The 3,204-nt window shown below is 66.3% G+C and carries 6 protein-coding genes; 1 reads left to right on the top strand and 5 read right to left on the bottom strand.

Annotated features, from left to right (window positions below):
• Both ACFQEU_RS13485 and ACFQEU_RS13480 read right to left on the bottom strand, forming a co-directional pair.
• Window positions 1–230 (bottom strand): hypothetical protein (locus tag ACFQEU_RS13485; protein WP_379782981.1); only part of this gene is annotated, 230 nt, incomplete at its 3' end.
• 103 nt (window positions 231–333) lie between these two features.
• Complete coding sequence (locus ACFQEU_RS13480) at window positions 334–1,443, bottom strand: pyridoxal-phosphate-dependent aminotransferase family protein (RefSeq protein ID WP_379782979.1); 1,110 nt, start codon at window positions 1,441–1,443, stop codon at window positions 334–336.
• A gap of 343 nt (window positions 1,444–1,786) precedes the next feature.
• Here ACFQEU_RS13480 and ACFQEU_RS13475 point away from each other — a divergent pair, with 343 nt between their 5' ends.
• Window positions 1,787–2,083, top strand: a complete 297-nt coding sequence (locus ACFQEU_RS13475) for a hypothetical protein (RefSeq protein ID WP_379782977.1) — start codon at window positions 1,787–1,789, stop codon at window positions 2,081–2,083.
• 179 nt (window positions 2,084–2,262) lie between these two features.
• On the opposite strand, the gene ACFQEU_RS13470 is transcribed toward ACFQEU_RS13475, so the two are convergent.
• From ACFQEU_RS13470 to ACFQEU_RS13460, 3 genes are all read right to left on the bottom strand, one after another.
• A complete protein-coding gene (locus tag ACFQEU_RS13470; protein WP_379782975.1) occupies window positions 2,263–2,655 on the bottom strand; it encodes a hypothetical protein in 393 nt (130 codons plus the stop codon).
• A complete protein-coding gene (locus ACFQEU_RS13465) occupies window positions 2,652–2,909 on the bottom strand; it encodes a DUF7561 family protein (protein WP_379782973.1) in 258 nt (85 codons plus the stop codon). The genes ACFQEU_RS13470 and ACFQEU_RS13465 overlap by 4 nt, the downstream gene beginning before the upstream one ends.
• A gap of 112 nt (window positions 2,910–3,021) precedes the next feature.
• Window positions 3,022–3,204 (bottom strand): hypothetical protein (locus ACFQEU_RS13460; protein ID WP_379782971.1); only part of this gene is annotated, 183 nt, incomplete at its 5' end.

The following is a 3,204-nucleotide window of genomic DNA, read 5'->3' as shown; positions in this document are numbered from 1 at the left end:
CCGCGTCCGAGGAGGCCGTCGTCAGCGGCGTGGTCGACGTGGCCCGTGCCGGCGGCTATCGGGTCGGAGTCCGTCCGAGGGCCATCCGGATCGGTTTCCCGGGGTGGGCCGTCCGGGGTCGACTGCTCGCGCCCCGCCTCGAACTCGCGGATCCGCTCCGCGGTCGGTTCGTCTATCACCTCCTCGTCCGTCCAGCGATCGAGGGCCGCACGGAGGGCGTCGGGGTCCATACGCCGACCCACCGATTCGGAACGGAAGTACCTTCCCCCGGTCGATGCTCGACTTTCCGGTCCCGTGAGAAGCGGTCGACCTAGTGTACGCCCGGTCGCCGGCTCAGAGATCGGCGATGTCTTCGATCGCGTCGGTCAACTCTTTGACGCTCTCGACGGTGTGTTCGCCCATGTGGCCGATGCGGAACGTCTCCTCTGCGAGGTCGCCGTAGCCGTTCGAGAACGCCATGTCGTACTCCTCGCTCACGCCCTCGATCGTGGCCGCGACGTCGATCCCTTGGGTGTTCTCGATGCAGGCGACCGTCTGCGACTCGTACCCCTCCTCGGGGAACATCGCGAAGTGCTCCTCGGCCCAGTCGTGGACGTACGTCATCATCTCGCGGTGGCGCTCGTCGCGGGCCTCATGGCCCTCGTCCAGCATGCGCTTCATCTGCTTGCGGTACGCCAACATGATCGGGATCGCGGGCGTCGAGTGGGTCTGGCCCTTCCGGTCGTAGTAGTCGAGACAGCGGCGGAAGCCGCCGTACCACGAGGAGGTTCCCTTCTCGACCTCGCGGTCGTAGGCGTCCTGGCTGACGACACAGATCGCGAGCCCGGGCGGCATCGCGAACGCCTTCTGGGAGGACGCGAAGATCACGTCGATGTCGTGTTCGTCGATGTCGACGTAGTCGCCGCCGAGCGACGAGACCGCGTCGACGGCGAAGTAGGTGTCCGGGTACTCCGCGACCACGTCGCCGATCGCCTCGACGGGGTTACGGACGCCGGTCGACGACTCGTTCAGCACGCCCGCGACCATGTCGTACCCGGTGTCGCTCGATTCGAGCGCCTCGCGAACGTCCTCGGGTTTGACGGCGTCTCCCCACTCGTACTCCAACCGATCGACGGTCTTGCCGAGGCGTTCGGCGACGTTTGCGTACCGCTCGCTGAACGCCCCACAGGTCGGGACGAGGACGTGCTCGTCGACGAGGTTCAGCGTCGTCGCCTCCCAGAACTCCGTCCCGGAGCCCGTGAGGATGATCACGTCGTTGTCGGTGCCGAGGAATTCCTTCGTGTCCTCGACGATGGTCGTATATAAGTCGGTCATCCGGTCCATTCGGTGGCCGAACGGTGCCTCCGTCATCGCCTCGATCACGTCGTCGCGGACCTCCGTCGGGCCGGGGATGTACAGCGTCTTGTCGTCGTAGTCGTCGCGGTATTCGCGTTTCTTCGTCACGGGATCCACCTGTTATCGTATCGGGCGTCGCGCGAGGGTATGGTACTTGTGAATGGCGCAGCGATCGATCCGGACCCTCCGAACCCGAGTGACCGCTCAGCGCTTTCCGGCCGCCTGTGTCCCGATCGGGCCGCCACCCCGATGTCGCGATCCGGCCCCGTTCCGGTGCATGATAGATCGGTATATATTTGATATTGAACAAGTGTTGGAGTCTGTGCCATGGTACACGTTACGTGCTGATACCGGGTGTTTCAGCCGCTTTTAGAGTGTGTGACATGGTAGCGCTTATCAGAAAGTGTTTGTGATATGAAAACTTATTACCGCGCGGCTCCTACGGACGTGTATGGACCCACTACTCGCGAACTCCACGGACCGATCCCCGCTGCCGTCGGGAAGTCCCCCATCGATCGGCGGAACGATCCTCACGCTGCTGGCGTTCTTCGCGCTCGCGGCGGTCGCACTGTTCGTCGTCACCTATCCGGTCGCCAGCGTCGTGCTGCTGGCCACGGCCGTCGTCCTCGCGGGCGTCGCCCGGAACCTCGCACAGCTCGCCCGCCGCCACCGCGGTTCGCTCCGTCGGATCGACGTCCCCGGGATCGGAACGGTCGAGTACCGCGTCGTTCGGTCCCGAGCCGACTGACGCTACCGAACCGGCACCGAACCGGCACCGAACCGGCACCGAATCGCTACTGAACCGTCGACCCGCTACCGTACTGCCCTCCGATCGCGCGGCTGCTTTTTACTGGCTCACTGAATCTCGGTTCATCGAGTCTCGACTCATCGGACTTCGACTCGCGGACGCCGGACGGACAGCCGCGGTTAGGCCCCTCTCGGACTCCCGGCGACGATAGCGACCGGCGCGAGGAGGAACAGGACCGCGAACCCGAGCGCCACGAGGACGCGGCGTTGCCGCTCCGCCGAACCCCCCGATCCGTCCCGGAGCCGTCGGCTCGCCCAGCCGACGTACCCGAGCAGCGACCCCACGACGAAGGCCCACGAGCCGATCCAGAGGACCACGATCGGGTTCGTGAGCGGGATCTCCCCGCCCTCGGGCACGAACGCCACCGCGTACACGACGAAGGCGAAGAACGCGACCACGAACCCGGCCGTTCCCACGACGGCCGCCGTGCCGAACGCCTCGCCGACCGTTTCGGGACGGAAACGGTTCGTCGGACTGTCGTCTCCGCCGTCGTCGATCGCTTGCCCGGTCATCCCCAGTGCCAGAAGGAGTTCCCGTCCTCCTCGACGGGGTCGGTTCGCTCGCGGAGCGCCTCGACGTCCGCTTCGGTCGGCTCGTGGTCCTCGGGCAGCGCCTCCATACACTCGAAACAGAGGAAGAACTCGGAGCCGTCGGTAAGCTCGAGGGTCATCCCCTGGGTCGACTCGAACGCGAAGTTCCACAGGTCGCCGATCCCTCCGGCGATCCTGACGGACCGCTCGCAGACGTCACACGACTCCGAAGCCATACACCGCGTTGGAGGGCCGGCGGTTAAGACGTATCGACGCGGGGCGGACGCCGCCCGAGGGGTTATAAGTGATCGTGGCGCGGAACGCGGCGAGGCCGGTCCACGTGGCCGCTTATAAGTGACCGACGAGGCGGTGATCCCGAACGTCACGGCGGTCGACGCTCCCACCGCACTGCACGACACCGCCCCGCACCTCACGCCTCCCCAGCCTCGCCGGGTCGGTGCTTATAAGCACCGACCCGGCATCCCTCGCGGGCTGGCTCGCGCCCGTCGGGCGCTCGCAGGCGCGCCGACT

The organism is Halorubrum tibetense, from assembly GCF_042661865.1.
Classification (GTDB): Archaea; Halobacteriota; Halobacteria; order Halobacteriales; family Haloferacaceae; genus Halorubrum; species Halorubrum tibetense.
This window is presented reverse-complemented; position numbering and strand designations above follow the sequence as displayed.